Raw genomic sequence first — 25,816 nt, 5'->3', positions numbered from 1 at the left:
GACTAGCCATGACCACCGAACACGTCAGCGTGCCGCGCGAGTTGATCGATGAACTTGTAAAGAAGTGGAAGCGGGAGTGCATGGGCTTCCTCGATCTGCCCGCTGGCATTCCAGTACCCAAGCGGCTTTACCTGTGGAACCGCGTGGCCGATCTTGAAGCCATCCTCTCCCGCGCCACGCCGAGCGATGAATGCAAATCGTGCGAAAAGGACGGTGTGTACGACACAGCGGGTAACGGACCATATGACTGCTACGCCTGCGGAAAGAAAGCCGAGCCGAGCACGCCTCGCGTGGTAACGGATGCGGATGTGGAGCGTGCTTGCTCCGTTTATTTCGGTAAAGACTTTTGGCCGGATGATGTAGAAGAAACAGACTTAGTTCGCGCAAGTGTCCGAGAAATGTTGGAAGACTTCGCCACCTCCCTGCCGCACGCGGCGATGCCGGATGGGTGGCGTCAAGCCATGGAGCGAGCGTTGCCTTTTCTTGATGATGAGGCAAGCAAGTACGAGGACGATGGAAATAATGAGCCGCTAGACGTGGCAGACACCATCCGGGAATTGCTCGCCGCAGCGCCGCAAGCGGGGGCAAGGGGATGAGACTTACCGAACTTGATCCGCATTGGGTTGCCGACAGCAAAGGCGTTCGCGTTGGCCTGTCTTTCGATTGCCCGCATTGCAGAACACAACGCCTTGCTGTTCCTTTCCATGAATGCTTTGGATGGATTCAGAAGCCGTGGAATATGTCCGGCGACAGCTTCGATAACCTCTCACTGTCCCCGTCAATCGATGCAAGCGCATCAGGCCATTGGCACGGCTTCATCACGAACGGAGAAGTGACATGACCACGCGCGAACAGAGGCTGCGGGATGACGAGGGATTCCCAGCGTTCCCCGTTGATCCCAAAGCACACGAATGCAGTGATGCCGAATACATGGCGCTTCGTGGCATGTCGCTGCGCGATTACTTCGCGGCACATGCCCCCGATCCACAAGCTTGGTTCTCCCCTGACATGCCACCAAAACCAACGTCTGACTGGGTCAGTGACGACGGACTTACCCATTACTTCACTTGGCAAGATGCACAGCGCGAATGCGGAGATTGTTACTACGACGCCAACAGAGATGCCATTGCTCAATGGGAGGCGGAGTATTCAAAGCAATGGTGCGTGCAGTGGCCCTATGCATGGGCTGACGCCATGCTCAAAGCACGCAAGGAGCCTGGACAATGACGACGATTAGCAAACTGATCGATGCCTATTGGGATTGCGCCTATCGTGAAGGTGTGGAAGGTCGAACGCATGACACGCCAAACGGCGATGCTCAGCGCATACGCTCACAGATAGACGCCCATCTCTCCTGGGAGGCGAGGGTGCCGGATGCCCTGCCGGTTCCGTGCTGTGATCCGCCAATGATGGATGACGATGACTGGCGTCGTGATGGATATGTAGAGGGCTGGAACGCCTGCCGCCAAGCCATGCTCAGCCAGCGCGGGAAGGCTGAGTCGTGAAACTAGCGCCTCAAAACCAGGGCAGTTTTTCCCTCGAAAGCAATTCTAAGGAAAGCAACCGCCCGGTTGCGCCACGGACAATTGCCATGAACTCCCCCGCCATCCGTACGGACGCCATCATTTCCGACTGTGGTCGCTACCGTTACATCCTGTACCGCCAATGGGACGCCAGCTGTGATTCCCTAGTCTTCTGCATGCTCAACCCGAGCACTGCTGATGCCAGCCAGGATGATCCCACCATCCGCCGCTGTATCGGCTTCGCTAAGGCCAATGGATACGGCGGCATTGTCGTCGTGAACCTGTTCGCCTTCCGCGCTACCGATCCGAAGAAGATCCCATTGGAACTCGTTGTTGCCATGGGACCGAACAACGTGATGCATATGAGGGAAGCCGCAAAGGGGCGCGATGTAGTGGCTGCCTGGGGCGCCAACCCACTAGCCAGCGTGACTCGGCCAGCGCTGCAGTTATTGCACGCGTATGCCAACCGCGTGCTGTGCCTTGGATGCACGAAGGCCGGCGCGCCGCGCCACCCGCTATACGTCGCCGGCGAACAACCGCTGATTCCTTACGAGGCGCCCAATGCCTAACCCCGCACAGCGTCAGGGAGGCGGCATAGCATGATCGAACGCATGACCGACTATGTAGCGCAGAACTACATCCCGGTGCCCGAATGCGGATGCTGGCTTTGGCTAGGTGCTCGCGACCCTGATGGCTATGGGAAGTTGGGCATCCATGGTCGAAACATGATTCGTGCCCATCGGCTCTTCTATGCCTTCCACAAAGGACCGATCCCTGTGGGCATGCAGGTCTGCCACAAGTGCGATACGCCTCTCTGCGTGAATCCGGATCACCTATTCCTCGGGTCCAACACTGACAACGCAGTGGACCGCGAGCGCAAGAATCGTGGCAGGTTCAAGAACCATCCACCAAAAAATGGGCGCCGTGGAAGGCACAAGCGATACATAGACGAGGCCCAGAATGCGTGAACTCCCCATCCTGATGAATGGCCCCATGTTCGAACGGCATGCGGCGTCGCGCAAGGAGGACGGCAATGCGTAGCCCGAAGCCCTGGGAAATCGGTGAGGGCGGCGTCGGCGCCGACTGCCCGCACAAGAAGTTCCGGACCCTCAAGAATCGCCAGAAGTCATGGAGCTGCACCTGCGGTACGTGCGCCATCTGCGGCTTTACCCTGCACTCGGCGGTCCATATGCACGCCGCTGGCGGTAAACCCGGCGATGCACCCTACGACCACCGTTTCGAACCAAAGGAGCGGCGCAATGGGTGATGCCGTGACCATCCACGTCGGCGACTGCCGCGAGGTGCTGCGGGCCTTTCAGGCCGACAGCATCGACGCGATCGTGACCGATCCGCCCTACGGCCTTGGCTTCATGGGCAAGGACTGGGACCACGGCGTGCCAGGTGTCGAGTTCTGGAAGGAGTTCCTCCGGGTCGCCAAGCCCGGAGCGCACCTAGTCGCTTTCGGCGGTAGCCGCACCTATCACCGCATGGCCTGCGCTATCGAGGACGCTGGCTGGGAGGTGCGCGACTGCATCATGTGGATCTACGGAAGTGGCTTTCCCAAGTCCCACAATGGCCCTTGGGGCGGAACAGCACTCAAGCCAGCGCATGAACCCATCGTCGTCGCCCGGAAGCCGTTGATCGGTACTGTCGAGGCCAACCATGCCCGCTTCGGCACGGGCGCGCTGAACATCGATGATTGCCGTGTTGGATGGCCAGACGGCATCGCCCCTGAAGTTGGCACTCCCGGCTGGGGTGGGCCCGCGAAGAAATCAACGGCGGTGCCTGGACAGGATGGCGACACCGTCGAGCGCCTGCCGCCCAACCCGGATGGCCGATGGCCTGCCAATGTCATCCACGATGGCAGCGTTGAGGTCGTGGGGGCGTTCCCGCTGGCGCCAGGACAACTCGCCAATGCCAGCACAAATGCGGCCCAGCGCAAGACTCAGAACGCCTATGGAGCGATGCGGCGCGGACGCGTTGGAGAAGCGAGTGCCGATAGCGAGAATTCTGGCCCTGTCGGTTTCAAGATGAAGCCGGGCAAGCGGCGCCTGGACAGTGGTAGCGCCGCCCGCTTCTTCTACTGCGCCAAGGCCACCCGGAAGGACCGCAATGATGGGTATGACGGGCTGCCCAAGCGCCAATCCGGCATGGTGTCGAATACCAGCGGCCAGCACATCACCCGCCGGGATGGCGGCGCGCCAGCGCCAGCGGCAAACAACCACCCCACGGTGAAGCCCACCGAACTGATGCGCTACCTGTGCCGTCTTGTCGGGCCGGCCAAGGGCATCGTGCTTGACCCATTCATGGGCAGCGGCAGCACCGGCCGCGGTGCCCTTCTCGAGGGCTTCGACTTCATTGGCATCGAGCAGGACGCGGACTATGCCGCGATCGCCCGTACCCGTATCGGCGCCGTGCAGCTGCGCCTGCCGCTAGGAGCATGCGCATGACCATCGAGTTCCGACGCATTGAGCAGGAGGTATCACCCCATGGCTAAGCTCGAACCTTGCCCCAAGTGCGGCGTCGACTTCGTTCACATCAATAGCTCCCGCGATCTTGGCGTAAGCGAGGTCAGGTGCGGCGACTGCGGCTATGCGGTCCAACGGCCGATACCCGAGGAGGAGATCGAGGAACTGTGGAACGCCCTTGATCGGTCGGCAATGCCAGTCATTGAGGAGGAAGAGGAAAGCAAAGGGCCATTCCCTTCGCTCGAATCACATCCTTACGAGTACAGGCTCCGCTACTCCCCTACAGACACTGACATCTGGGCGCCATTCAAGGCAGCCGAGCTGGATCGCTTGCTCGCGGATCCACATTTTCAGGTGCGCCGCCGATCTCACGAGTTCGACATGAAGGACCTTGCAAAACGCATTGAGCAGGAGAGGAAGGCAGCATGAGCCTCCCGTACGAGAACGCCACCAGCGGCAACAACGCCATCAACGACATCCAGAAGATGCTGCGCGGGTTCGGCTGCACGAAGTTCGCCACAGGTGAGGACTACGAGACTGGCGAGCTGTTCGTCCAGTTCGAGCACCGCGGCCGGCAGGTCCAGCTGAAGGCCAGCGCCAAGGGCTATGCCGCGGCGTGGCTGCGGGAGCATCCGTATGGCCCCAGGACGAGTGGCAGTCGCGTCGAGCACGAGGCGCGCGCCCTGAAGATCGGCAGCGTCGCCGTCTACTCGATCCTGCGCGACTGGGTGAAGGGACAGGTCACGGCGATCGAGATCGGCATGCTCACCTTCGAGGCTGCCTTCCTTGCCCACCTGGTGCTGCCCAGCGGCATGTCCGTCATTGAACACATCACCCGGCAGAACCTTCTGCCGGCACCGGAGCGCGCGCCATGAGCGAGAAAGAGAAACCGGACACCACCTACGCGCTCATCGCGGCTTTGGTCTATGGCGACCGCTGGCTCTGCGCAGATGCGTGCGCGCTGTACCTGGGAATGGTCACGCCGAAGGGCGAACCGAACCGCCGTGGCTTCCTCGAGCGCGTGGCCTGCCGACCGGACTTTCCGAAGCCCAACCCGATCACGCGGTCGTGGAAGAAGTCCGAGGTGGACGAGTGGGCCATGAATCAGCGGCGCTCAGCCTAGCTTGAGTGCCAATTCGGATGCCGTGGACCGGTAGTAGATGAGCAGGCTGTTGATGTCCCGGTGACCAATGACGCGCGCGAGCTCGAGCACGTCGAACTTCTTGGACAGCCGGAATATGGCCTCGGCGCGCGTGTCGTGGAAATGCACCTCTCGATGAGGGGTGCTGTCGCGGGCCTTGCGGAACAGGACATCGCGTACCTGGTCCGATAGGCCGAACACTGGTCCTTCGCCCTTGGGTAGGGCCTCCAGGATCTCCTTCGCGCGGGGCGACAGCGGCACGTCTCGCGCCTCCCCGTTCTTCGTCTTCGGCAGCGTCACGTAGCGCGACGACAGGAAGACGCAATCCCAGGTCAGTGCGCAGATCTCGCCTGATCGCATAGCGGTCTCCAGGGCGAACAGAAAGGCCAAGCCCACTCGATGGGTCGGCGTGTCCGCCTGAAGCTTCCCGCGCTGCCCCAGTGCCATCGTGAGGGCCCGCTCTTCGGTAGGCGTGATGCGTCGCGCCCTGCCCTTGGGCTTCTTCGGCGGGGTCACCTCGGCCATGGGGTTGTCCCGCATCCAGCGCAGCTCCCGACGGGCATGCTTCAAGATGGCCTGCAGCAGGTTCATTTCGCGCGCCGTGGTCGCCGGCTTGACCTGGCGGTTGCGCTCGTCGCGCCACTCGATGAAGTCATTGGGTCCAAGGCTGGCCAGCTTGCGGCGCGCGAGCGGCGACTCCAGAAAGACCTTCAGGCGTGTCAGCTCCCAGCGGGCGCCCCCGCGGTGCGTCGCAACATTGCGCTCGTAGTCCTTCATGGCGTCGGCGAAGGTCTTGTCGGGGAGTTTCTTGCCGCCCAGCTCGGCTTCGCGGGTCAACGCCCAGGCCGACGCCTCCTGCTTGGTCCGGAAAGAGGCGGAGTCACGCTGCCCTTTCACGTAGACCTGCACGCGCCACTTGGTGCCCGATTTCTGGATGCTCGCCATGGGGAGAGCATATGGGGAAATTTTGGGGAGTTCATCCGGGCGGATGGGGGAATTGACGGGCAGAGGCGTAGATACGAAAACGCCCGCAGACCTTGGGGCGCGGGCGTTTCGGGGTGTTTACGGGCAGATGGCCGAATCGCCCGGAATACTGGATTGGTGCCCCCGATACGATTCGAACGTACGACCTTCCCCTTAGGAGGGGGACGCTCTATCCAACTGAGCTACGGGGGCAACGGGGGTGAATTCTGGCATGGAACGATGACCGGCGCGAACCCGGGTTCGGGCCCCCTGCTAGAATGGCCGTTTTCATCCCGGCGCAATCCCCGCGCCACGGTCTGGAGCGAAGCATGTCCCACGAAATCCTCACCGCCCTCGGTCTTGGCAGCACGCAATCGGGCACCTATCTGGGCAATGGCGAGTGGTCGAAGACCACGGATGCCGGCACGCTGAACCCGGTCAACCCGGCGACCGGCGACGTGATTGCCTCGGTGCACGCATCGAGCGCGGCGGACTACGAAGTGATCGTCAAGCGCGCGCAGGAAGCGTTCAAGGTGTGGCGCACCACGCCGGCCCCGCGCCGCGGCGAGGCGATCCGCCTGTGCGGCGAAGCGCTGCGCAAGCACAAGGATGCGCTGGGTTCGCTGGTCGCCCTGGAAATGGGCAAGATCAAGCCCGAAGGCGATGGCGAAGTGCAGGAGATGATCGACATCGCCGACTTCGCGGTGGGCCAGAGCCGCATGCTCTACGGCTACACCATGCATTCGGAGCGCCCCGGCCACCGCATGTACGAGCAGTACCAGCCGCTGGGCCTGGTGGGCATCATCAGCGCGTTCAACTTCCCCGTGGCGGTGTGGGCGTGGAATGCGTTCCTCGCTGGCATCTGCGGCGACATCTGCATCTGGAAGCCCTCGCCCAAGACCCCGCTGTCGGCCATCGCCACGATGAAGATCTGCAACGAGGCACTTAAAGAAGGCGGCTTCCCGGACATCTTCTTCCTGTTCAACGATGCGGGCGTGGAGCTGTCGCAGCATTTCGTGGACGACCACCGCATCCCGCTGATCAGTTTCACCGGTTCCACCAAGGTGGGCCGCCACGTGGGCGAGCGCGTCGCCAAGCGCATGGGCCGTTCGCTGCTGGAACTGGGCGGCAACAACGCCATCATCCTGGACGAAAGCGCGGACCTTAAGCTCGCCATCCCGGCCATCGTGTTCGGCGCCGTCGGCACCGCCGGCCAGCGCTGCACCACCACGCGCCGCCTGTTCGTGCATGAGTCCATCATTGCCGACGTGACCGACAAGCTGGTCACCGCGTACAAGCAGGTGGAAGGCAAGATCGGCGACCCGACGCTGGCCACCACGCTGATGGGTCCGCTCAACAGCAAGGAAGCCGTACAGGCTTACCTGGCCGCCGTCGAGAAGGCCAAGGCCACCGGCGGCAAGGTGCTCACCGGCGGCGCCGCGCTCACCGACCGCAAGGGCAACTTCGTGCTGCCGACCATCGTCACCGGCGTGAAGAACAGCGACGAAGTGGTGCAGACGGAAACCTTCGCGCCTATCCTCTACGTCATGCCGTTCAAGACGCTGGACGAAGCCATCGAACTGCAAAACGCCGTGCCGCAGGGCCTGTCCTCGGCCATCTTCACGCAGAACCTGAAGTCGGCCGAGCAGTATCTGTCGGCGGCCGGTTCCGATTGCGGCATCGCCAACGTCAACATCGGCACGTCCGGTGCGGAAATCGGCGGCGCGTTCGGCGGCGAGAAGGAAACCGGCGGTGGCCGCGAGTCGGGCTCGGATGCATGGAAGGTCTACATGCGCCGCCAGACCAACACCATCAACTACTCGAACGCGTTGCCGCTGGCGCAGGGCATCAAGTTCGATCTGTAATTGGCAAGAACCGCGCACCCCGTCCGCCCGGGGTGCGCGTGCCAGCCGGCAGCAAGCGATTCCATCGACGACAGGAGTTGTGATGATGACCAGTTCTGGAACGGTTCGCGCAGTGCCTCCGTACAACACAGCGGCGATCTGCAGCCTGCTCTTTGCCGTTCTCGCCTGGACGGTGCTGCCGATGGCGGGCATGTGGCTCGCCCGGATAAGCCTGATGAGCCTGTTCGTGCTGCCACTGATCGGCGTTTCCATGACGTTGAGGTGTGCGCGAAGCGCGCTCAGGACCATTCACGAATCCGGTGGCGCCTGGCGCGGCGAAGGATTGGCAAAAACCGCACAGAAGCTGGCTTACGCGCAAATCATTCTTTTTGCGCTACTGCTGCTGTTCTCCCCGCTCATCACCAGACCCGTGCTGGTGCATCACGTTTCCGTTTCGGTACCTCAATGACCTCACCGCCCCTGCCCGCTTTCGATTTTCACGGCTACCGGATCGTCGTGGCGGGTGGCAGCAAGGGGATTGGTCGAAGCATCGCCCTGGCCTTTGCCGAAGCCGGCGCGTCGGTGTCCGTGTGCGCACGCGGCCAGACCGCACTGGATGAAGTACGCCACGCCATGGCTGCGTTCGACGGCACGGTGCACACGCGCAGCTGCGATCTCGCCGACGGCGCGTCCATCGAGAGCTACATCCACGAAGCCGCCGACGTGCTCGGCGGTATCGACGTGCTGGTGAACAACGCCAGCGGCTATGGTTTCAGCGACGACGACGAGGGCTGGACCGCAGGCTTCAACATCGACCTGATGGCCGCCGTGCGCGCCTCGCGCCATGCCTTGCCCTGGCTGCGGAAGTCCTCGCATGGCTGCATCCTGCATACCTCGTCCATCGCCGCCTTTCATCCCGGCGTGCGTGGCCCCGCCTATGCGGCGGTGAAGGCCGCATTGAACCAGTACACCACTTCGCAGGCGCTGGCCTTGGCGGAACATCGCATCCGCGTGAATGCGATTGCGCCCGGCTCCATCGAGTTTCCGGACGGCCTGTGGGATCGCCGCAAGACGGAAGCACCCGAGCTCTACCAGCGCACGCTGGCGAAGATTCCCTTCGGCCGCTTCGGCAAGCCTGAGGAAATAGCGCACGCCGCCCTGTTCCTCGCCTCGCCGTTCGCCCGCTGGATCACCGGCCAGACGCTGTGCGTCGACGGCGGCCAATTGCTCACGGGGTAATGCCATGACCGATCTCAGGTCCACCGAGCGTTTCAGCGACCGCGTTGCCGAGTACGTGCGTTATCGGCCCGACTACCCCGTCGCCATGCTCACCTGGCTGCAGGACAACTTCGGCATCACGCCGGCATGGCAGGTGGCGGACATCGGCGCGGGCACCGGCATCTCCAGCAAGCTGTTGCTCGATGGCGGCTACCGGGTGATCGCCGTGGAACCCAATGCGCCCATGCGCGAAGCCGCCGAAAACTGGCTGGGCGATGAGCCGCGCTTCACCGCAGTCGACGGCCGCGCCACGGCCACTGGCCTGGACGATGCGAGCGTGGACCTGATCACCGTGGCGCAGGCTTTCCATTGGTTTGACAAGGACGCAGCGCGCGAGGAATTCCGGCGCATCCTGAGTGCCAGGGGCCTTGCCGCGATCATCTGGAATTCCCGCCGCCTGGTGAGCACGCCTTTTCTCGAAGGCTATGAAGCGCTGCTCAAGCAGTACGGCACGGATTACACCAGCGTGGCCGAGCGCTACGACGACGAGCCCGCCATGCGTGCCTGGTTCGGCAATGGCTACCTCGCCATGGGCCGCTTCGACCACGGCCAGCTGCTGGACTACGACGGGCTGGCGGGGCGGCTGCTGTCCTCCTCGTACGCGCCGCGCGAAGGCCACCCGCAACATCAACCCATGATGCGCGCGCTGCGCGAGCTGTTCGACCGCTGCGCGGTGAGCGGGCGCATCAGCTTCGACTACGACACCGTCATCTACGTGGGCAAGATCAACTGACTATGTACAACCTCATCCGCCCACTGCTGTTCGCGCTCGACGCGGAAGCCGCGCACCGCGCCACGCTTTATGGCCTGGACGTCGCCTATCGCAGCAACTTCATCCACATGGTGGCCAAGCCGCCAGTGGAGCTGCCGACTACGGCGTTCGGCATCCGTTTTCCCAATCCGGTCGGCCTGGCCGCCGGCCTGGACAAGAACGCCGACCACCTGGACGCGCTCGGCGCGCTCGGCTTCGGCTTCGTGGAGGTGGGCACCACCACGCCGCGCCCGCAGCCGGGCAACGACAAGCCGCGCATGTTCCGCCTGCCGAAGCATGAGGCGGTGATCAACCGCCTGGGTTTCAACAATGACGGCGTGGATGCGCTGGTGCGCAACGTGAGCAAATCCAGCTATCGCGGCGTGCTCGGCATCAACATCGGCAAGAACAAGGACACGCCCAACGAGAAGGCGGTGGACGACTACCTGTTCTGCCTGGAACGCGTCTACGCGCTCGCCAGCTACATCACGGTGAACATCTCCTCGCCCAACACGCAGGGCCTGCGCGACCTGCAGGAAGAAGCCACGCTGCGCCGCTTCATCGAGACGCTGCGCGAAGCGCAGGAGCGCCTGGGTTCGCAGAGCGGCACGCGCAAGCCGATGCTGCTGAAGATCGCGCCGGACCTGGGCGAAGCCGAACTCGACGCCATTGCCGAAGTGCTGCTGGCCGCCAAGGTGGATGGCGTGATCTGCACCAACACGACCATTGATCATTCTGCGGTGGCGGACGATCCGCTCGGCAACGAAACCGGCGGACTCTCCGGCAAGCCGCTGTTCGCGCGCTCCACCGCCGTGCTGCGCGGCATGCGCAAGCGCGTGGGCAATCAGCTGGACATCATCGGCGTGGGCGGCATCCTGGACGGCAGCGATGCCGCGGAGAAGATCGATGCCGGCGCCTCGCTGGTGCAGATCTACTCGGGCATGGTGTATCGCGGTCCGGCGCTGATCGCCGAGTGCGTGGACGAAATCCGCCGCCAGCGGGAGGATACCCATGCCGGCTGAGCGCATCGACATGGGTGGCTACACGCTGATCGAAAACGCACCGCTCGCCACGCGCAACACGCTGCGCGTCGATGCGCGCGCACGCCTGCTCGCCGAGATCACCGACGCCTCGAAACTCACCGAACTGCTCGACTTCCCCGCCGTGCGCAGCGGCAAGCTGCTGGTGCTGGGCGAAGGCAGCAACATGCTGTTCACCGGCAACTTCGACGGCACCGTGCTGGCCATGGCTACGCGCGGCGTGCAGGTGGAACAGGACGGCGAAGTCGCACGCATTGCCGTGGCGGCCGGTGAGCGCTGGGACGATTTCGTACGCTGGACGCTGGGCCAGGGCTTCGCGGGACTGGAGAACCTGATCCTGATCCCCGGCACCGTGGGCGCCGCACCCATCCAGAACATCGGCGCGTACGGCACGGAAGTGGCCGAGTTCATCGAAAGCGTGGAAGCGTGGGATACGCAGGAACGCCGCGTTGCCGTGCTCGATCGCGCGGCCTGCCGGTTCGCCTATCGCGACTCCGTGTTCAAGCACGAGTCGGGGCGTTACATCGTCACCGCCGTGCGCTTCGCCCTGCCCCGCTCGCGCGAGCTGCGCCTGGATTACGCCGGCATTCGCGAAGAGCTTGCTCGCATGGGCATCGCCAAGCCGGCGCCGTTCCACGTGGCGGAAGCCGTGGTGCACCTGCGCACCAAGAAACTGCCGGACCCGGCCGTGATCGGCAACGCCGGCAGCTTCTTCAAGAATCCCATCGTCGATGCCGCGCTGGGCGAAGCGCTCAAGCGCGAGCACCCGGAACTGGTCTCGTGGGTGAGCAGCGACGGACGCTGGAAGCTCTCCGCGGCATGGCTGATCGAAACCAGCGGCTTCAAGGGCATGCGCGAGGGCGACGCCGGCATTTCCAACCGCCATTCGCTGGTGCTGGTGAACCACGGCCGCGCCACCGGCGGCGAGCTGTGGGCGTTCGCGCAGAAGGTGATCGACGGCGTGCATGCGAAGTTCGGCGTGCGCCTGGAGCCGGAGCCGGTGGTCGTCTGACGCTGGCGTGAAGGCGGTCGCTTTTTGGATCGCCGTCGTTTGGCGCTTATCTCCCCCGGCAAATGTCGGGATGCGCTAGCCTCGCGGGCCGACGCCACAGACTCGGGAGCCCATCGCATGCGCCAGTGCAGGATGCTGATCCACGCCGCCTTCGCCGCCGGTCTTTTGCTGACCGGAGTCGCACACGCATCCAACCCGGTATTTCCCGGCTGGTATGCCGACCCGGAAGCGGCCATCTTCCAGCACCAGTACTGGATCTATCCCACCACGTCGCTGCGCTACAGCGAGCAGACGAGCTTCGATGCATTCTCGTCCGATGATCTGGTGCATTGGACCAAGCACGCGGGCGTGCTGCGCATGGCCGACGTGCCGTGGGCGAAGAAGGCCATGTGGGCGCCCGCGATGACGGAGAAGGACGGCAAGTACTACTTCTTCTTCGCCGCCAACGACATCCAGAACGACAAGCAACTCGGCGGCATCGGCGTGGCGGTGGCCGACCATCCGGAAGGACCGTACAAGGATCTGCTCGGCCATCCGTTGGTCGATGCGTTCCACAACGGCGCGCAGCCGATCGATCCGTTCGTGTTCCATGATGGCGACGGCAGCTGGTATCTGATCTACGGCGGCTGGAAACACGCCAACGTGGTGAAGCTCAAGCCGGATTTCAGCGGCGTGGAGCCCACGGCGGACGGCAAGACCTGGCACGAGATCACGCCATCGCCGGAATACGTGGAAGGCCCGCTGATGTTCAAGCGCAACGGCAAGTACTACTTCATGTGGTCCGAGGGCGGCTGGACGGGCCCGGATTATTCCGTGGCCTACGCCATCGGCGACTCGCCACTGGGGCCGTTCAAGCGCATCGGGAAGATCCTGCAGCAGGACCCGACCATCGGCACCGGCGCCGGGCACCACTCGGTCTTCCACGTGGCGCGCGATGACAGCTGGTTCATCGTCTACCACCGCCACCCACTGGGCGACACCGATGGCAACCATCGCGAGGTGTGCATCGATCGCATGGAGTTCGATGCCGACGGCAAGATCCTGCCGGTGAAGATGACCCGCGAGGGCGTGCCACCGCACGCCCTCTGAGATCAGGTCAGGCGTTCTTGCGTTCCAGGTTGGGCAGGAACGCCGTGATGATGCCGATCAGCGGCAGGTAGGCGCACAGGCCGTACACGTATTCGATGCCGCGCGCATCGGCGATGTGGCCCAGCACGGCCGCTCCGATGCCGCCCATCCCGAAGGCGAAGCCGAAGAACAGGCCCGACACGGTGCCCACGCGCCCCGGAATCAGCTCCTGCGCGTAGACCAGGATGGCCGAGAACGCCGAGGCAAGGATCAGGCCGATGATCACCGTGAGCACGCCCGTCCAGAACAGGCTCGCATGCGGCAGGATCAGCGTGAACGGCGCCACGCCCAGGATCGACGCCCAGATCACCCACTTGCGGCCGATGCGATCGCCCACCGGGCCGCCAATCAGCGAACCGGCCGCCACCGCGAACAGGAACACGAACAGGTGCGCCTGCGCGTTCTGCACGGACACGCCGAACTTGTGCATCAGGAAGAACGTGTAATAGCTGCTGATGCTCGCGAGATAGAAATACTTGGAGAAGATCAGCAGGCCCAGGATCAGCAGCGACCACACCACCTGTCCCTGCGTGAGCACGACGTGCGACGCGCCGCGCGCCTTGGGCTTGCCGCGCACGGCGTGGTGGTCGCGATACCAGCGGCTCACCTGCAGCAGCACCACGATGGCCAGCAGGGCCGCCAGCGCGAACCACGCCACGCTGCGCTGGCCGTGCGGCACGATGATCCACGCGGCCAGCAACGGACCGAGCGAGGCGCCCGCATTGCCGCCCACCTGGAACAGCGATTGCGCCAGGCCATGGCGCCCGCCCGAAGCCATGCGCGCCACGCGGGAGGATTCCGGATGGAACACCGACGAGCCTGTACCCACCAGCGCCGCCGCCACCAGCAGCACGGCGAAGTTCGGCGCCGTGGCGAGCAGCAGCAGGCCGCACAGCGTGAAACCCATGCCGATGGGCAGGGAATACGGCATCGGCTTCCTGTCGGTGATCAGCCCCACCGCCGGCTGCAGCAGCGAGGCAGTGATCTGATAGGTCAGCGTGATCGTGCCGATCTGCGCGAAGCTGAGATCGAAACCGCTCTTGAGGATCGGATAGATCGCCAGGATCAACGACTGGATCATGTCGTTGAGCAGGTGCGAGAAGCTGATCGCGCCCAGGATGCGGAACTCGGTGGCGTGATCCGCCGGCTTGGCGGCCGTGGCGGCAGGTACGACGGGAGGCGCGGAGGCCGACGGCATGTCTTCGACGCGGGTTTGCATGATGACTCGACAGGGGTGGTCTGCGGCAAGACGACGCGGTTGCGCCGCCGGGGAGCCCACCTTAAAGTGGCTGGCGCCGGCCCGCATGCATCGCCGGGTCAATTTCTGTCGAAAATGGGCCAAAGCCGTGCGCAACGTCCGCGCCGAAGCGTATGACCAGACACCTCGCGACGTGATCGCGACGGGCAACGAATACGTCACGCACCAGGTGCTGCCGCCGCATTCGCACCGGCGCGGCCAGTTGCTCTATGCCTCCACCGGCGTGCTCACCACCATCACCAGCGAAGGCAGCTGGGTGGTGCCGCCGCGGCGTGCGCTGTGGATTCCCCCGGGCGTGATGCACGAAGTGCACATGACCGGCCCCGTCGCCACGCGCAGCGCCTACGTGACGCCCGAGGCCACGCTCGCGGCAGGATTGGCCACGCATTGCCAGGTCATCGCCGTCTCTCCCCTGCTGCACGAGCTGCTGATGGAAGCGGTGGACTTGCCCGCCGAATACGCGCTGGACGGGCGCGACGGACGCCTCATGGCCCTGCTGGTGGACGAAATCCGCCGCATGCCGGTCCTGCCGCTCAGCGCACCGCTGCCGCACGAAAAGCGCCTTGCCATGCTGTGCCGCCAGCTGCTGGAGCAGCCTTCGCAGGAAGTGAAGATCGACGACATGGCGCGCCAGGCCGGCATGAGCCGCCGCCATTTCACGCGCACGTTCCGCGAGGAAACCGGCATGAGCTTCACCGCGTGGCGGCAGCAGGCCTGCCTGCTGTCGGCGCTGACGCGGCTGGCCAACGGCGAGGCCATCACGCAGGTGGCGGTGGACCTGGGCTATGGCAACCCCAGCGCCTTCACCGCCGCATTCCGGCGCGTGCTCGGCATGGCGCCCAGCCGTTATCTGGCGTCGCCCGCGGCCGGGAAATAAACCGCGCACCGCCTCACGACCCGGTGACATGCGTGCATGCATTGTCATGGTTGCGTCAGCTGCCATGTGCACCATGTCCGACGTGCGACAGTGCGATATTCGTACTGCGCTGCCATGGCCCGGTCGTTATCGGAGCCGTACTATGTTTCTTTGCGGACTGCGCGCCCTGTCGCGCCCGCCTGCCCAACGGTGAACCGATGAGTACCGATGTCGTCCGTAACAGCGCCGAGCGTGACGCCGTCGCCGCCGACCCCGCGCGTTCCGCGCCCGCCGATGCCCCCGCCCCCGCGCCGGACCTCAACGACCCCGCGCTCTACATCAACCGCGAGCTGTCGCAGCTGCAGTTCAACATCCGCGTGCTCGAACAGGCGCTGGACGAAAGCAAGCCCATCCTGGAACGCCTCAAGTTCCTGCTGATCTTTTCCAGCAACCTGGACGAGTTCTTCGAGATCCGCGTGGCGGGCCTCAAGAGCCAGATCGCGTTCGACCATGAAATCGTGGGCTCCGACGGCGTGGCGCCGCGCAAGGCGCTCGCCGAGATCAGCGAGATCACGCACAAGCAGATCGAACGCCAGTACGCCATCCTCAACGACAAGATCCTGCCGGAGCTGGCGCGTCACGGCATTCGCATCGTGCGGCGCAACGAGTGGTCGAACAAGCAGAAGATGTGGGTGCGGCGCTACTTCCGCCATGAGGTAGCGCCCCTGGTGACGCCGATCGGCCTGGACCCGACGCATCCATTCCCGCTGCTGGTCAACAAGAGCCTCAACTTCATCGTGCAGCTGGAAGGCACGGATGCGTTCGGCCGCGACTCCGGCCTGGCCGTGGTGCCCGCGCCGCGCGTGCTGCCGCGCCTGATCCGCCTGCCGGACGACGTGTGCGAGGGCGGCGAGAACTTCGTGCTGCTCTCCTCCATCATCCATGCGCACACCGAGGAACTCTTCCCCGGCATGTCCGTGCGCGGCTGCTATCAGTTCCGCCTGACGCGCAACGCCGACCTCACCATCGACCCGGAAGACGTCGAAGACCTGGCGCGCGCGCTGCGCGGCGAGCTGTATTCGCGTCGCTTCGGCGACGCCGTGCGCCTGGAGGTGGCCGACAACTGTCCGCAGGAACTCACCGACTACCTGCTGCGCCAGTTTGGCCTGACCGCCGCCGAGATGTACGAAGTGAACGGGCCTGTGAATCTCGCCCGCCTGTTCGGCCTGATCAGCAAGACCAGCCGCCCGGAACTGCAGTACCCGCCGTTCACGCCGTCCATTCCCAAGGCGCTCAAGAAGGCCGAGGACCTGTTCCAGGTCATCGGACGGCAGGACGTGCTGCTGCTGCATCCGTACGAATCGTTCGCGCCGGTGGTGGACCTGCTGCACCAGGCCGCGAAAGACCCGAACGTGCTGGCGATCAAGCAGACGCTCTACCGCAGCGGCGCCAATTCCGAGATCGTCGACGCGCTGGTGGATGCGGCACGCGCCGGCAAGGAAGTCACCGTCGTCATCGAGCTGCGCGCGCGTTTCGACGAGGAATCCAACCTCTCGCTGGCCTCGCGCCTGCAGCAGGCCGGCGCCATGGTGATCTACGGCGTGGTGGGCGTGAAGACGCACGCCAAGCTCATGCTCATCCAGCGCCGCGAAGGCGAGGAACTGGTGCGCTACGCGCACCTGGGCACCGGCAACTACCACACCGGCAACGCGCGCCTGTACACCGACTACAGCCTGCTCACCTCCGACCAGGCGCTGTGTGAGGACGTGCACAAGCTGTTCAGCCAGCTCACCGGCATGGGCAAGCTGCTGCAGATGAAGAAGCTGCTGCATGCGCCGTTCACCCTGAAGAAGACCCTGCTGGAACTGATCGCACGCGAGACCGCGCACGCGGCGGCCGGCAAGCCCGCGCAGATCATCATCAAGGTCAATGCCGTCACCGACGCCAAGATGATCCGCGCGCTGTACAAGGCCAGCATGGCGGGCGTGAAGGTGGACCTGATCGTGCGCGGCATGTGCTGCCTGCGTCCCGGCGTGCCGGGCGTGTCGCACAACATCCGCGTGCGCTCCATCGTCGGGCGCTTCCTGGAACACAGCCGCGTGTACTGGTTCCACAACAACGGCGACGAACAGTTCTATCTCGCCAGCGCCGACCTGATGGAACGCAACCTGGACCGCCGCGTGGAAACCGGCTTCCCGGTGGAAGGCAAGAAGCTGCAGGGCCGCTTGAAGAAGGAACTGGAGCTGTACCTTTCCGACAACTCCAGCGCGTGGCTGCTGCACGCCGACGGCCGTTATACCCGCACCAAGCCCAACGCCGCGCAAGCGCCGCGCAACGTGCAGGTGCAATTGCTTGAGAAGCTCTGCGGTTCCGGCGCGACGGCCGCCGAAGCCTGAGCCCTGCATCCCCGAGGGGCGCATCGCGCGCTCCCCGGGAAGGCGCCGCTCAGCGTTGTAGGTGCAGTTTCACCCAGGCCACGTAGCGATCCACGAAGCCCTGCAGGAACTTCTGCGTGCCTTCGTTGCCGATCTGGCCATCAGCGCTGAACAGGCCTTCCTTGTTCTGGATGAACACCTCCGGCTGCGGCAGCACGGCCACGTCCAGATAGGACAGCACATTGCGCAAGTGCTGCTGGGCGAGCGCGGTGCCGGTGGCGCCCACGGACACGCCGACCACGCCGCCCGGCTTGCCCGCGAAGGAGTTGGTGCCCCACGGGCGCGAGGCGATGTCGATGGCGTTCTTCAGCACGCCGGGGATGGAGCGATTGTATTCCGGCGTGACGAACAGCAGCGCGTCCGCGGCGGCGACCTCATCCTTGAGCCGTTGGCATTCGGCCGGGTAAGCGCCATCGAAATCCTGGTCATACAGCGGCAGGTTGTCGATGCGCACGTGGTCGAAACTGAAATCCGCCGGGGCCAACCGCTCCACCGCACGGGCCAGGTGGCGGTTGAAGGAATCCTTGCGCAGGCTGCCCACCAGAACGGCTACGCGAATCTTGCTCATGCTTTTGCTCCCCAGACGGATGAATGAAATGGAATGGCAAAGCATGGCACCTCGGACGGTGAACCTCTCGTGATCCCTTGGAGCCTGTTGACGATCTCCCTCAAGGCGGCCTGTTTTTTCCTCACCGTCATTTCCGCGAAAGCGGGAGGTGCTTTTCAACAGCCAAAGGGCTGGTCATCCAGTGCCTTTATGCTTCAGTCGCAACGGGAAAAGACGCTGGATTCCCGCTTTCGCGGGAATGACGGTGAGGGGAGCGTGGAGCGGACGCACGTTGGTGGACTTTGCATCGATCATCGGCGAGCCCCGCCTGAGCCCCGCCGCCCACTCGGAAAATCCACAAGACAACCTCGCGCGATTGGCTAGGCTGGACCCATCCAACCGAAGGAGCACAGCCCATGAACGCCCCACGCAGTTCCGGAAGCACTGTCATCCCCTGCATGCGCTACCGCGACGCGCACGCCGCCATCGCGTGGCTGTGCAAGGCTTTCGGCTTCAGCAAGCAGGCGGTGTATGACGACGACGGGGGCGGGGTCGCGCATGCGCAGCTCGTCCATGGCAGCGGCATGGTGATGCTGGGCTCGGTCAGGGACAACGAGTTCGGCAAGCGCATCCTCCAGCCCGACCAGACCGACCTGCACGAGACGCAGTGCCCCTATGTCGTCGTCCAAGACTGCAAGGCGCACTACGAGCGGGCCAAGGCCGCCGGCGCGGTGATCGTGGACGACTACGCCGAGAAGGATTACGGCGGCGCGGGCTACAGCTGCCGCGATCCGGAAGGCCATCTGTGGTCGTTCGGCAGCTACGACCCGTGGGCCGAACATGGCGGTTGAATGCGCGATGCGTCAGCCCGGCGCGATGGGCAGGTAGACATCCGCACGCAATGCCGCCTCCGGCACGTCCTCGGGATCATCGAGGAAGTGCCGGAACGGCGCCTCGTCCCGCAGCACGTAGCCACTGTCGGGAAGCCAGGCGGCGACCAGGCGATCCGTCTGCGCACCGAGATGATCGTAAGAGCCGACGTGACGCCAGCGAGCCCACAGTCCGCCGCCCAGCTGGAGCGGAAAGGTGTAACCGTCGGTCGCCACGTCGCCGCCATGGAAGGCGATCGCGCAATCGAACGCGCCACGATCGTAGCTGGCATCCGGGCCGCCATCGTGCGCTACACCGTAGATGCCCGCCATGCGTTCCAGCAGCGCGTGGCCGGCCGCCCATTCGAATAGACGTCCATACGCCTTGTCCAGGTCGCGATAGTCGCCGTCGTAACGGGTGGCGACCACGCGAAACGGCTCCACCGAAACCACTTCCACCCGCATGGCCACGGCACCGGCGTCGCCGGCAACGGCAGGCGAACGCAGCCGCTGCATGGCCTCCTGCAGGCGCTCGTGTTGTCCGCGCCACTCGCTGGGCGACGCGTCGAAAGCCTGGCGGAACGCCCTGGCGAAGGCCTGCGGCGTCTCGTAGCCCACGGCCAGGGCCGTCTCGGTGACCCGTTCCGAAGGCTCCGCCAGCAATTGCAGCGCGCGCAGCAGGCGCAGGCGCGCCACCGTCTGGCCCACGGTTTCGCCGGACAGCGCCCGGTAGATGCGATGGAAATGAAACGGCGACAGATGGGCCACGGCAGCGAGCCGTGCCAGTTCCGGCAGCTCTCCGCCCTGCTCCACCGCGCCCTGCAGCGCGGCGACCACGCGGTCGATGCGTTGCAGGTAGTCCTGTCGCGTATTGGCTTTCATGGCGATGCTTCCCGGCAAGGTGAAGGCCAGTGTGGCGAGCGCGATCCACGGCAGCGTTCCCATTCTTGCGCAATCGCGATGGCGTGGCGCCTTCGTATAGGCAGGAAGTCATGGTGGGAGGACGATGACAGCTCGCTTACAGTCCTTAGAGCCTGTTTACGATCTCCGCGTGGCCCGCGCCGGGAGCTGTTTGCACGCAGGACAAGGAAGAGCGAGGTCGTGTACGTCCGTACACGACCGAGTGATGACGCCGGCCTGCGGGCAAACAGACCCGGCCCGGAGGGTTGTTCTTGAGTGGCCGCCCAACGGCACCGCGCGGCTTGACCTGCCCACCAGGCAGGCGCTGCGCCACGCAGCGCCGCCGGGCAGCCACTCAAGAACAACGCGGGCTACGCGGAGATCGTAAACAGGCTCTTACGGGACCACCCTTTCGCATCGCTCACCGGACCGCCTGACGCACGGCGACCGTCCGCCTGGAGGAATCATGCCTATCCGCCGTACCCTGCTTGCCGTCGCCACGCTTGTCGCCTTCACCGGCGCCTTCGCCCAGACCGCGCCGCTCACGCCCGATATTTCACCGAAGGCCTTCGTGGCCGACACGGCCGGCTACGACTACGTGAAGCGCGAGGTGATGATCCCGATGCGCGACGGCGTGAAGCTGCACACAGTGATCGTCATCCCCAAGAACGCGCACAACGCGCCCATCCTGCTCACCCGCACGCCCTACGACGCCAGCGGCCGTGCCGAACGGTTCACCTCGCCGCACATGGACGCCACGCTGCCGCAGGGCGACGAGGTGTTCGTGCACGGCGGCTACATCCGCGTGTTCCAGGACGTGCGTGGCAAGTACGGCTCCGAGGGCGAGTACGTGATGACGCGGCCGCTGCGCGGACCGCTCAACTCCAGCGAGGTGGACCACTCCACCGATGCCTACGACACCATCGACTGGCTGGTGAAGAATCTCCCCGAATCGAACGGCCGCGTGGGCATGCTCGGTTCCTCGTACGAAGGCTTCACCGTGGTGATGGCGCTGGTGCATCCGCATCCCGCGCTGAAGGTGGCTGCGCCGGAAAGCCCGATGATCGACGGCTGGATGGGCGACGACTGGTTTCACTACGGCGCCTTCCGCCAGACCAACTTCGACTACATCTACGGCCAGACGGCCGAAAAGAGCGGCCGCAAGGGCGGCGTTCCGCGCGTGGGCTACGACGACTACAGCAACTTCCTCCAGGCCGGTTCCGCCGGCGACTATGCCCGCGCGCACGGCTTCGAGCAGCTGGCGTTCTGGCGCAAGATCGACGAACACCCGTCCTACGATGCGTTCTGGCAGAACCAGGCGCTGGACAAGGTGATGGCGCAGCAGCCGCTGACCGTGCCTACCATGTGGCTGCAGGGCCTGTGGGACCAGGAGGACATGTGGGGCGCCATCCACAGCTACGAGGCGACGGAGCCCAAGGACAAGGGCAACGACAAGAACTTCCTCGTGATGGGGCCGTGGCGGCATAGTCAGGTGAACTACGACGGGCATTCGCTGGGGCCGCTGCAGTGGGACGGCGATACCGCGCTGCAATTCCGCCGCGATGTGCTCAAGCCCTTCTTCGACCAATACCTGGTGGCCGGCGCGCCCAAGGCGAACACGCCGCCGGTGCTGATCTACAACACCGGCGAAAACCACTGGGACCGCTACAAGTCGTGGCCGCTCAGTTGCGACAAGGGCTGCGCCAGCAAGCCCAAGGCGCTGTACCTGGGCGCCAACGGTTCGCTGTCGTTCAACGCGCCGGCCGCCGATGCCGCCAAGTACGACGAGTACGTGTCCGATCCGGCCAAACCGGTGCCGTACCAGCCGCGCCCGGTGCACTTCGCCGACCACGACGCGTGGACGCGCTGGCTGGTCAACGACCAGCGTTTCGTGGATGGACGTCCGGACGTGCTCACCTACGTGAGCGAGCCGCTCACCGCGCCCGTGCATATCGGCGGCGCGCCGCAGGTGAACCTGTACGCCTCCACCAGCGGCACCGACAGCGACTGGGTGGTGAAGCTGATCGACGTGTATCCGGACACGGTGCCTTCCAACCCGGAGATGGGCGGCTACGAACTGGCGGTGTCGCTGGACATCTTCCGCGGCCGCTACCGCACCAGCTTCGAACACGCGCAGGCGCTCACGCCGGACCAGCCGCTGCTCTACAGCTTCGGCCTGCCCACCGCCAACCACGTGTTCCAGCCGGGCCACCGCATCATGGTGCAGGTGCAGTCCAGCCTGTTCCCGCTGTACGACCGCAACCCGCAGACCTTCGTGCCGAATATCTTCGAGGCGAAGCCTTCGGATTATCAGAAGGCCACGCAGCGGGTCTGGCATACGCCGGGCACGGCCAGTTCGATCAGCTTGCCGGTGGTGCCGAACGGCTGAGGGTCGGCCGCCCCACCCTTTCCTTGAGGGTGGGGCATGGCCGGTGTCCGGGGGAAACGGAGAGGCCGCGCGCATCCCTCGCCTATAATGGCCCACCGCCCGGCGCCTTCATCCCATGAACTACCGTCACGCCTATCACGCCGGCAACTTCGCCGATGTCCTCAAGCACACCGTGCTGCTCGCCCTGGTCGAAGCCCTGCAGGCGAAGCCCACGCCGTTCGCCTACGTCGATACGCATGCCGGCAGCGGCTGCTATGCGCTGGACAGCGCCGAGGCGGGCAAGACGGGCGAATACAAGGACGGCATCGCACGCCTGCTGTTCCCCGACCTGCATGCGGGCAACGGCAAGGCGCCGCCGCTGCCGCCGCTGCTGCGGCGTTGGCTCGACGGCATCCTGCGGCTGCCCGGCAACGAGCATGGCCTGAAGCTCTATCCTGGCTCGCCGCTGCAGGTGGCCCATGCCATGCGCGAAAGCGACAGCGCCCAGCTGTGCGAACTGCATCCGGAGGAAGCCACGCGCCTGCGCGAGCTGTTCCACCACGACCATCGCGTGCACGTGCACCAGCGGGACGGCTACGAAGCGCTGAAGGCCCTGCTGCCGCCGAAGGAGAAGCGCGGCCTCGTGCTGATCGACCCGCCCTACGAAGCGCAGGACGCCGAATACCGGGTGATGGAGAAGGCGCTGAAGATGGCCCTGCAGCGCTGGCCCACGGGCGTCTACGCCGTGTGGTATCCGATCAAGCTGCGCAGCCAGGTGCAGCCCTTCCATCGCTGGCTGCAGCACTGCGGCGTGCGCCGGGTGCTGCGCGCCGAGCTGCTGGTGCATCCGGACGACTCGCCGCTGCGCCTCAACGGTTCGGGCATGGTGATCCTCAACGCGCCGTGGAAACTCGATGAGGCACTGCGCGACGCCCTGCGCGCCATGGCGCCCCTCCTGTCGCAGGAACACCCCGCGCACTGGCGGCTCGACTGGCTGGTGGAAGAAAGCGCGGGCTGAACACGCGGGCTGGTTTCCACACGCTATATACCTTCCGCCGCGCGAGCCCGTTAAGCTCGGACCATCGCCCGGGAAAACCTGCCATGAACCAGCACGTCACACGCACCTTCCTGCGCAGCGCCATCGCCACCAGTCTGCTGGCACTGGCGGCCTGCGCGCCCGCGCCGATCTACAAGGCCTCGCCCACCACCGTGGTGACCGCGCCGAACATCGTGGCGCAGTCGCCAGGGCAATTCACCAATGCGGACGTGATCTGGGGAGGCCAGGTGGTGGAGGTGCGCAACCTCTCCGACCACAGCGAAATGGAAATCGTGGCCTACCCGCTCGACAGCTCGCAGCGCCCCAAGCTGGCCAACAACGGCGGCTGGGGACGTTTCATCGCGGTGATGCCGGGCTATGTGGAGTCGTTCGACTATCCCGCCGGTTCACTGATCACCCTGGCCGGCCGCATCACCGGCACGCGCGACGGCAAGGTGGGCGAAGCCGGCTACGTGTTCCCGATGGTCAGCGTGGCCCAGTCGCACCGCTGGACGCCCGACGAGATGAACGCGGGCAAGTCCAACGTGAGCTTTGGCGTGGGTGTGGGCGGCGTCATACGCTGAGTCGGGGATGGCCGGCTAGACTTCCCGCCGGAGCCTGTCTACGTCATCCAAGGGAAGGTACATGTCGGGTCACGCCAATTCACTGAGGGCCATCCTGCTGGCCCTCGGCGCCAATTTCGCCATTTTCCTGAGCAAGCTCGTCGCCGCGCTGATCACCGGCTCGGGCGCCATGCTGGCCGAGGCCGTGCATTCGCTGGCCGATTGCGGCAACCAATGCCTGCTGCTGCTCGGCATGCGACAGGCCGATCGCCCGCCTTCCGACGAATACCCGCTGGGCTGGGGCCGCGCGCTGTATTTCTGGTCGTTCCTTGTCGCCATGCTGCTCTTCAGCGTGGGCGGCATGTTTTCCATCTACGAAGGCATCCACAAGCTCAGCCATCCGGAGCCGCTGAAGTGGCCATGGCTGGCCATCGGCGTGCTCGGCTTCGGCGTGGTGGCCGAGTCGATCTCCATGCACGGCTGCCTGAAGGAAGTGGACAAGGCACGCGAGGGCCGCAGCCTGTGGCGCTGGTTCCACGAAACGCGTTCCAGCGAGCTGCTGGTGATCTTCGGTGAAGACCTGGCCGCCCTGTTCGGCCTTGCCGTGGCCCTGGTCGCCGTGCTCGCCACCATGATCACCGGCAACCTGCTCTACGACGCCGTGGGCACCATCATCATCGGCGCGCTGCTGGTAGTGGTCGCGGTAGCCGTGGCCAGCGAGGTGAAGGATCTCTTAATCGGCCAGGGCGTGGAGCCCAGGCGCCGGGAGGAATTGATCGCCTTCATCAACGCCCGCCCGGAAGTGGACGTGGTGCTGAACGTGATCACCCTGCAGATGGGCCCCGACGTGATGGTGGCGGTGAAGGCGCGCATGTCGCCCGCACCCGACCAGACGGCGCTGGTGCAGGCGATCAACAGCGTGGAGCGCGCCATGAAGGCGCAGTTCCCCGATATCCGCTGGAGCTTCTTCGAGCCGGACATCGCCGACTGATCAACCTCACGGGAAGGATCAGTGGCCCTTGAGCTGCAGCAGGTCCCACTTGTTGCCATACAGGTCCTGGAACACCACCACGGTGCCATAGGCTTCTTCGCGCGGGGTTTCGCAGAAGGTGGCGCCGGCGGCTTCCATGCGGTGGTAATCGCGCCAGAAATCGTCGGTGTGCAGCAGCAGGAACACGCGGCCTCCCGTCTGGTCGCCCACGCGAGCCTGTTGCTCCGACGTGGTCGCCTTGGCGAGCAGCACGCGCGTCTCGGCCGAACCCGGCGGTGCGACCACCACCCAGCGCTTGCCGCCGCCCATGTCGGTGTCTTCGACCAGCGTGAACTCGAGCACGCGGGTGTACCAGTCGATGGCTTCGTCGTAGTCGGCCACGATGAGGGCGATGCTGCCGATGTATTGCTTCACTTGCGCTTTTCCTCAGGGTGCGGCGGCCATTCGCCGAGCTGCGCCTGCAGCTTCTTGGTGAGCTTGGCGCGGACTAGCCCGTAAGCCGTGCGGATGTGTTCCGACAGCTCCTGGGTGGTGAAGCGCTGCGGCTCCACCACCTGGACCCAGCGGGCACGGGCGAGATAGGGGGCCGCGATGATACCCGGCTGGTCGCTGAGTTCGAGGAAGCGCTCGTCCTCGACCTTCAAGGCGATCCGCCCGCCGTCCACCGGCATCACGACGAACATCTTGCCGCCCACGCTGAACACCAGCTCGGCACCCCACTTGATGTCCCTGGTGACGCCAGGCCAGTGCCCGCAAAGCGCTTCGACCTGCTTCGGGGTGATGCCTTTGGACGCAGCTGCCATGGATTTCACTCTCCTTCAACGCCGGCGGGTGCCTGCTGACGC

Annotated in this window: 30 protein-coding genes and 1 tRNA gene; 24 read left to right on the top strand and 7 right to left on the bottom strand. The window is 64.9% G+C overall.

The features are described 5' to 3' along the window. Positions 1-8: 8 nt before the first annotated feature. The 10 genes from BDW41_RS19470 to BDW41_RS19430 all read left to right on the top strand — a co-directional run bounded on the left by BDW41_RS19470 (position 9) and on the right by BDW41_RS19430 (position 5,114). Positions 9-596, top strand: a complete 588-nt coding sequence (locus BDW41_RS19470; RefSeq protein ID WP_074551156.1) for a hypothetical protein — start codon at positions 9-11, stop codon at positions 594-596. A gap of 241 nt (positions 597-837) precedes the next feature. Next, positions 838-1,227 carry a hypothetical protein gene (locus BDW41_RS23205; RefSeq protein WP_146217382.1) on the top strand — a complete coding sequence of 130 codons (390 nt, stop codon included), beginning with the start codon at positions 838-840 and terminating at the stop codon, positions 1,225-1,227. Then, the gene (locus BDW41_RS23200) at positions 1,224-1,505 is read left to right on the top strand and encodes a hypothetical protein (RefSeq protein ID WP_146217381.1); all 282 of its coding nucleotides are present in this window, start codon (positions 1,224-1,226) and stop codon (positions 1,503-1,505) included. Before BDW41_RS23205 ends, BDW41_RS23200 begins: the two co-directional genes overlap by 4 nt. Before the next feature lie 86 nt (positions 1,506-1,591). Beyond that, positions 1,592-2,092, top strand: a complete 501-nt coding sequence (locus tag BDW41_RS19460) for a DUF1643 domain-containing protein (RefSeq protein WP_074551157.1) — start codon at positions 1,592-1,594, stop codon at positions 2,090-2,092. A 30-nt stretch (positions 2,093-2,122) separates the two neighbouring features. Further along, the gene (locus tag BDW41_RS19455) at positions 2,123-2,491 is read left to right on the top strand and encodes an HNH endonuclease signature motif containing protein (RefSeq protein WP_074551159.1); all 369 of its coding nucleotides are present in this window, start codon (positions 2,123-2,125) and stop codon (positions 2,489-2,491) included. Between the two features lie 65 nt (positions 2,492-2,556). Beyond that, positions 2,557-2,790: a hypothetical protein gene (locus BDW41_RS19450; protein ID WP_074551161.1), complete on the top strand. Its 234-nt coding sequence runs from the start codon at positions 2,557-2,559 to the stop codon at positions 2,788-2,790. After that, positions 2,783-3,973 (top strand): site-specific DNA-methyltransferase, encoded by a 1,191-nt coding sequence (locus tag BDW41_RS19445; RefSeq protein WP_074551162.1) that lies wholly within the window; start codon positions 2,783-2,785, stop codon positions 3,971-3,973. The genes BDW41_RS19450 and BDW41_RS19445 overlap by 8 nt, the downstream gene beginning before the upstream one ends. Positions 3,974-4,012: 39 nt before the next feature. Then, on the top strand, positions 4,013-4,420 hold the full coding sequence (locus BDW41_RS19440; protein ID WP_074551163.1) for a hypothetical protein: 408 nt from the start codon (positions 4,013-4,015) through the stop codon (positions 4,418-4,420). Beyond that, entirely contained in the window at positions 4,417-4,866 is a 450-nt protein-coding gene (locus tag BDW41_RS19435) for a hypothetical protein (protein WP_074551165.1), read from the top strand. Before BDW41_RS19440 ends, BDW41_RS19435 begins: the two co-directional genes overlap by 4 nt. After that, complete coding sequence (locus BDW41_RS19430; protein WP_074551166.1) at positions 4,863-5,114, top strand: hypothetical protein; 252 nt, start codon at positions 4,863-4,865, stop codon at positions 5,112-5,114. Before BDW41_RS19435 ends, BDW41_RS19430 begins: the two co-directional genes overlap by 4 nt. Here BDW41_RS19430 and BDW41_RS19425 read toward each other — a convergent pair. Further along, the gene (locus tag BDW41_RS19425; protein WP_074551168.1) at positions 5,106-6,077 is read right to left on the bottom strand and encodes a site-specific integrase; all 972 of its coding nucleotides are present in this window, start codon (positions 6,075-6,077) and stop codon (positions 5,106-5,108) included. The genes BDW41_RS19430 and BDW41_RS19425 overlap by 9 nt on opposite strands. A 154-nt stretch (positions 6,078-6,231) precedes the next feature. Further along, positions 6,232-6,308 (bottom strand) — tRNA-Arg (locus BDW41_RS19420). Between the two features lie 116 nt (positions 6,309-6,424). Between BDW41_RS19420 and BDW41_RS19415 the strand changes: the two genes are divergently transcribed. The 7 genes from BDW41_RS19415 to BDW41_RS19385 all read left to right on the top strand — a co-directional run bounded on the left by BDW41_RS19415 (position 6,425) and on the right by BDW41_RS19385 (position 13,109). Further along, on the top strand, positions 6,425-7,960 hold the full coding sequence (locus BDW41_RS19415) for an aldehyde dehydrogenase family protein (protein WP_074551170.1): 1,536 nt from the start codon (positions 6,425-6,427) through the stop codon (positions 7,958-7,960). Between the two features lie 82 nt (positions 7,961-8,042). Then, positions 8,043-8,408 (top strand): hypothetical protein, encoded by a 366-nt coding sequence (locus tag BDW41_RS19410; protein ID WP_074551171.1) that lies wholly within the window; start codon positions 8,043-8,045, stop codon positions 8,406-8,408. Beyond that, complete coding sequence (locus BDW41_RS19405; RefSeq protein ID WP_074551173.1) at positions 8,405-9,178, top strand: SDR family oxidoreductase; 774 nt, start codon at positions 8,405-8,407, stop codon at positions 9,176-9,178. The genes BDW41_RS19410 and BDW41_RS19405 overlap by 4 nt, the downstream gene beginning before the upstream one ends. 4 nt (positions 9,179-9,182) lie before the next feature. Continuing rightward, positions 9,183-9,950: a class I SAM-dependent methyltransferase gene (locus BDW41_RS19400; protein ID WP_074551175.1), complete on the top strand. Its 768-nt coding sequence runs from the start codon at positions 9,183-9,185 to the stop codon at positions 9,948-9,950. A gap of 2 nt (positions 9,951-9,952) precedes the next feature. Continuing rightward, positions 9,953-10,990, top strand: a complete 1,038-nt coding sequence (locus BDW41_RS19395; protein ID WP_074551177.1) for a quinone-dependent dihydroorotate dehydrogenase — start codon at positions 9,953-9,955, stop codon at positions 10,988-10,990. A gap of 10 nt (positions 10,991-11,000) precedes the next feature. Beyond that, the gene (gene murB, locus BDW41_RS19390; RefSeq protein WP_074551369.1) at positions 11,001-12,020 is read left to right on the top strand and encodes a UDP-N-acetylmuramate dehydrogenase; all 1,020 of its coding nucleotides are present in this window, start codon (positions 11,001-11,003) and stop codon (positions 12,018-12,020) included. Positions 12,021-12,137: 117 nt separating this feature from the next. Further along, positions 12,138-13,109, top strand: a complete 972-nt coding sequence (locus tag BDW41_RS19385; RefSeq protein ID WP_074551179.1) for a glycoside hydrolase family 43 protein — start codon at positions 12,138-12,140, stop codon at positions 13,107-13,109. A 7-nt stretch (positions 13,110-13,116) separates the two neighbouring features. Here BDW41_RS19385 and BDW41_RS19380 read toward each other — a convergent pair whose 3' ends face one another. After that, a complete protein-coding gene (locus BDW41_RS19380) occupies positions 13,117-14,367 on the bottom strand; it encodes an MFS transporter (protein WP_074551180.1) in 1,251 nt (416 codons plus the stop codon). A gap of 127 nt (positions 14,368-14,494) precedes the next feature. Between BDW41_RS19380 and BDW41_RS19375 the strand changes: the two genes are divergently transcribed. Continuing rightward, a complete protein-coding gene (locus tag BDW41_RS19375; protein WP_074551182.1) occupies positions 14,495-15,283 on the top strand; it encodes a helix-turn-helix transcriptional regulator in 789 nt (262 codons plus the stop codon). A gap of 197 nt (positions 15,284-15,480) precedes the next feature. Further along, positions 15,481-17,658, top strand: a complete 2,178-nt coding sequence (gene ppk1 / locus BDW41_RS19370) for a polyphosphate kinase 1 (RefSeq protein WP_074551183.1) — start codon at positions 15,481-15,483, stop codon at positions 17,656-17,658. Between the two features lie 49 nt (positions 17,659-17,707). Here ppk1 and BDW41_RS19365 read toward each other — a convergent pair whose 3' ends face one another. Further along, positions 17,708-18,265: an NAD(P)H-dependent oxidoreductase gene (locus tag BDW41_RS19365; protein WP_074551185.1), complete on the bottom strand. Its 558-nt coding sequence runs from the start codon at positions 18,263-18,265 to the stop codon at positions 17,708-17,710. A 395-nt stretch (positions 18,266-18,660) separates the two neighbouring features. On the opposite strand from BDW41_RS19365, the gene BDW41_RS19360 reads away from it, so the two are divergent. Further along, positions 18,661-19,095, top strand: a complete 435-nt coding sequence (locus tag BDW41_RS19360) for a VOC family protein (RefSeq protein ID WP_074551187.1) — start codon at positions 18,661-18,663, stop codon at positions 19,093-19,095. A 12-nt stretch (positions 19,096-19,107) separates the two neighbouring features. On the opposite strand, the gene BDW41_RS19355 is transcribed toward BDW41_RS19360, so the two are convergent. Further along, entirely contained in the window at positions 19,108-20,058 is a 951-nt protein-coding gene (locus tag BDW41_RS19355; RefSeq protein ID WP_233496937.1) for an AraC family transcriptional regulator, read from the bottom strand. A gap of 421 nt (positions 20,059-20,479) precedes the next feature. Between BDW41_RS19355 and BDW41_RS19350 the strand changes: the two genes are divergently transcribed. From BDW41_RS19350 to BDW41_RS19335, 4 genes are all read left to right on the top strand, one after another. Continuing rightward, entirely contained in the window at positions 20,480-22,402 is a 1,923-nt protein-coding gene (locus BDW41_RS19350; protein WP_074551189.1) for a CocE/NonD family hydrolase, read from the top strand. A gap of 115 nt (positions 22,403-22,517) precedes the next feature. After that, positions 22,518-23,399, top strand: a complete 882-nt coding sequence (gene rlmJ / locus BDW41_RS19345; RefSeq protein WP_074551191.1) for a 23S rRNA (adenine(2030)-N(6))-methyltransferase RlmJ — start codon at positions 22,518-22,520, stop codon at positions 23,397-23,399. A gap of 83 nt (positions 23,400-23,482) precedes the next feature. Continuing rightward, positions 23,483-24,001: a Slp family lipoprotein gene (locus tag BDW41_RS19340; protein WP_074551192.1), complete on the top strand. Its 519-nt coding sequence runs from the start codon at positions 23,483-23,485 to the stop codon at positions 23,999-24,001. A gap of 61 nt (positions 24,002-24,062) precedes the next feature. Continuing rightward, complete coding sequence (locus tag BDW41_RS19335; RefSeq protein ID WP_074551194.1) at positions 24,063-24,971, top strand: cation diffusion facilitator family transporter; 909 nt, start codon at positions 24,063-24,065, stop codon at positions 24,969-24,971. Between the two features lie 18 nt (positions 24,972-24,989). On the opposite strand, the gene BDW41_RS19330 is transcribed toward BDW41_RS19335, so the two are convergent. Both BDW41_RS19330 and BDW41_RS19325 read right to left on the bottom strand, forming a co-directional pair. After that, a complete protein-coding gene (locus tag BDW41_RS19330; RefSeq protein WP_074551196.1) occupies positions 24,990-25,385 on the bottom strand; it encodes a VOC family protein in 396 nt (131 codons plus the stop codon). Next, positions 25,382-25,774, bottom strand: coding sequence for an MmcQ/YjbR family DNA-binding protein (locus BDW41_RS19325; RefSeq protein WP_074551198.1), 393 nt, complete (start codon positions 25,772-25,774; stop codon positions 25,382-25,384). Before BDW41_RS19325 ends, BDW41_RS19330 begins: the two co-directional genes overlap by 4 nt. Between the last annotated feature and the right edge of the window lie 42 nt (positions 25,775-25,816).

This window comes from Dyella sp. AtDHG13 (genome assembly GCF_003201105.1).
GTDB classification, from domain to species: Bacteria; Pseudomonadota; Gammaproteobacteria; order Xanthomonadales; family Rhodanobacteraceae; genus Dyella; species Dyella jiangningensis_B.
The sequence above is the reverse complement of the archived record's forward strand: the minus strand, read 5'-3'. Positions and strand labels throughout refer to the sequence as shown.

Coding starts and splice junctions, on each gene's coding strand:
- BDW41_RS19425 (WP_074551168.1), bottom strand. CDS start 6,077: ATGGCGAGCATCCAGAAATCGGGCACCAAGTGGCGCGTGCAGGTCTAC.
- rlmJ (WP_074551191.1), top strand. CDS start 22,518: ATGAACTACCGTCACGCCTATCACGCCGGCAACTTCGCCGATGTCCTC.
- BDW41_RS19440 (WP_074551163.1), top strand. CDS start 4,013: ATGGCTAAGCTCGAACCTTGCCCCAAGTGCGGCGTCGACTTCGTTCAC.
- BDW41_RS19340 (WP_074551192.1), top strand. CDS start 23,483: ATGAACCAGCACGTCACACGCACCTTCCTGCGCAGCGCCATCGCCACC.
- BDW41_RS19460 (WP_074551157.1), top strand. CDS start 1,592: ATGAACTCCCCCGCCATCCGTACGGACGCCATCATTTCCGACTGTGGT.
- BDW41_RS19335 (WP_074551194.1), top strand. CDS start 24,063: ATGTCGGGTCACGCCAATTCACTGAGGGCCATCCTGCTGGCCCTCGGC.
- BDW41_RS19380 (WP_074551180.1), bottom strand. CDS start 14,367: ATGCAAACCCGCGTCGAAGACATGCCGTCGGCCTCCGCGCCTCCCGTC.
- BDW41_RS19455 (WP_074551159.1), top strand. CDS start 2,123: ATGATCGAACGCATGACCGACTATGTAGCGCAGAACTACATCCCGGTG.
- BDW41_RS23200 (WP_146217381.1), top strand. CDS start 1,224: ATGACGACGATTAGCAAACTGATCGATGCCTATTGGGATTGCGCCTAT.
- BDW41_RS19430 (WP_074551166.1), top strand. CDS start 4,863: ATGAGCGAGAAAGAGAAACCGGACACCACCTACGCGCTCATCGCGGCT.
- BDW41_RS19360 (WP_074551187.1), top strand. CDS start 18,661: ATGAACGCCCCACGCAGTTCCGGAAGCACTGTCATCCCCTGCATGCGC.
- BDW41_RS19325 (WP_074551198.1), bottom strand. CDS start 25,774: ATGGCAGCTGCGTCCAAAGGCATCACCCCGAAGCAGGTCGAAGCGCTT.
- BDW41_RS19405 (WP_074551173.1), top strand. CDS start 8,405: ATGACCTCACCGCCCCTGCCCGCTTTCGATTTTCACGGCTACCGGATC.
- ppk1 (WP_074551183.1), top strand. CDS start 15,481: ATGAGTACCGATGTCGTCCGTAACAGCGCCGAGCGTGACGCCGTCGCC.
- BDW41_RS19350 (WP_074551189.1), top strand. CDS start 20,480: ATGCCTATCCGCCGTACCCTGCTTGCCGTCGCCACGCTTGTCGCCTTC.
- BDW41_RS23205 (WP_146217382.1), top strand. CDS start 838: ATGACCACGCGCGAACAGAGGCTGCGGGATGACGAGGGATTCCCAGCG.
- BDW41_RS19410 (WP_074551171.1), top strand. CDS start 8,043: ATGATGACCAGTTCTGGAACGGTTCGCGCAGTGCCTCCGTACAACACA.
- BDW41_RS19385 (WP_074551179.1), top strand. CDS start 12,138: ATGCGCCAGTGCAGGATGCTGATCCACGCCGCCTTCGCCGCCGGTCTT.
- murB (WP_074551369.1), top strand. CDS start 11,001: ATGGGTGGCTACACGCTGATCGAAAACGCACCGCTCGCCACGCGCAAC.
- BDW41_RS19470 (WP_074551156.1), top strand. CDS start 9: ATGACCACCGAACACGTCAGCGTGCCGCGCGAGTTGATCGATGAACTT.
- BDW41_RS19435 (WP_074551165.1), top strand. CDS start 4,417: ATGAGCCTCCCGTACGAGAACGCCACCAGCGGCAACAACGCCATCAAC.
- BDW41_RS19365 (WP_074551185.1), bottom strand. CDS start 18,265: ATGAGCAAGATTCGCGTAGCCGTTCTGGTGGGCAGCCTGCGCAAGGAT.
- BDW41_RS19450 (WP_074551161.1), top strand. CDS start 2,557: ATGCGTAGCCCGAAGCCCTGGGAAATCGGTGAGGGCGGCGTCGGCGCC.
- BDW41_RS19445 (WP_074551162.1), top strand. CDS start 2,783: ATGGGTGATGCCGTGACCATCCACGTCGGCGACTGCCGCGAGGTGCTG.
- BDW41_RS19415 (WP_074551170.1), top strand. CDS start 6,425: ATGTCCCACGAAATCCTCACCGCCCTCGGTCTTGGCAGCACGCAATCG.
- BDW41_RS19355 (WP_233496937.1), bottom strand. CDS start 20,058: ATGGGAACGCTGCCGTGGATCGCGCTCGCCACACTGGCCTTCACCTTG.
- BDW41_RS19400 (WP_074551175.1), top strand. CDS start 9,183: ATGACCGATCTCAGGTCCACCGAGCGTTTCAGCGACCGCGTTGCCGAG.
- BDW41_RS19395 (WP_074551177.1), top strand. CDS start 9,953: ATGTACAACCTCATCCGCCCACTGCTGTTCGCGCTCGACGCGGAAGCC.